Source organism: Bacillus testis (assembly GCF_001243895.1).
GTDB classification, from domain to species: domain Bacteria; phylum Bacillota; class Bacilli; order Bacillales; family DSM-1321; genus Bacillus_AD; species Bacillus_AD testis.
On sequence record NZ_LN851184.1, the window covers coordinates 1 to 1,468 of the forward strand.

The 1,468-nt window shown below is 35.8% G+C and carries 1 protein-coding gene; it reads left to right on the forward strand.

The window, feature by feature from the left end; translation table 11 throughout:
- Positions 1-89: 89 nt before the first annotated feature.
- Positions 90-1,468, forward strand: a 1,379-nt coding sequence (istA, locus tag BN1765_RS00340) for an IS21 family transposase (RefSeq protein WP_050613345.1), incomplete at its 3' end; no start/stop codon positions are given.

Here is a 1,468-nt window from a genome sequence, read left to right on the forward strand (position 1 = left end):
TTTTTTAGTGCCATAAAAAAAAGACTTGCCAGTCACCCCAAGTCCCTCTACTGTATAGGTGTCTAATCAAACAGTGGAGGTAAGAAAGGATGCTAGCAATGTCTGAGGTTCATTGTATCAAATTAATGAGAAATCAAAAAGGGTTATCTATTTCCAAAATCGCAAAAACCATGAATATCAATTGGCGGACCGCAAAAAAATATGCGGATAAAGATCAGGTACCCACTTCTAAAATTCAATCTAAAAAAGGAATGATGTATGAAGAACGTTGGGGAGAGATGGTATGTGATTGGTTGGAAGAAGATGCTCGCTTAAAAAAGAAACTTCGTAGAACAAATAAACAACTTTTTCAAGAATTATTGAAGTATGGCTTTCCCGGTTCTTATCGAACCGTTTGCCAATTTATTTCGGATTGGAGGGCGACTGAAGAGAGTCAAAAGGATAAAGGATATGAGCGATTGAATCATCCAATTGGAGAAGCTCAGGTTGATTTTGGAATCATGGAGGCTGTGCTGGAGGGGGAAATAGTCGATATACATGCATTAATTATGTCTTTCCCCTATAGTAATGTGGCTTTCTCTGTCCCACTTCCTTCAGAAAATCAAGAATGCTTTTTAAGTGGATTAAAGCAATTGTTTGAACAAGCAGGTGGCGTACCAAAAAGTATACGAATTGATAATCTAACGCCAGCTGTCAAAAAAGTAAGGGATTCAAATGGAGAAGCTCAATTAACAGATGAATTGATGGCTTTTCAAAACCATTATGGATTTGACGTACAAGTATGTAATCCCCGAAGTGGACATGAAAAAGGAAGCGTGGAAAGAAAGGTTGGTTATATACGATACAACTTTTTTAGCGTCCCTCCAGTAATAAAGGATTTTGATGACTTGACTGAACAATTAAAAGAAGTATTACAGAAAGATCGACAAAGAGAACATTATAAGAAACAAGAATCAATAGAGTATCTGTGGGAAGAAGAACAAAAGAAGTTATATAAGCTGCCAGAAGAAGATTATCCTGTGTTTAAGGAAACATTGATTAAAGTAAATAAATACAATGAATTCAAATTGGATCAACATCTTATTCATATTCCTAAAGCCAAAAATTATTATCCTTTATACTGTATTCTATATTGGGATCAATATCGGATTGTGACCGGTAATGGAGAAATATTACTAACGGACTTCCGTCCGTACATGAAGAAGAGAAGATTAATCCCATGGAGTGACATATTGAAAGATTGGATGCATAAACCGCGTGTTATTGGACATTCACGATATAAGGAATACTTACCGGCTAGGATTCGTGAGTATCTTTTGGTTCCCTCATTAGCTATTCGTAAACAACGAATCAATGAAATAATTAGTCTGTTATTACAGCATGATATGAAAGAAATTGAAGAACATTTTTATGAGTATATTGGCCAACGGGATAACGAAATCAATCATCCTTATGAAGTGGAGTGGTC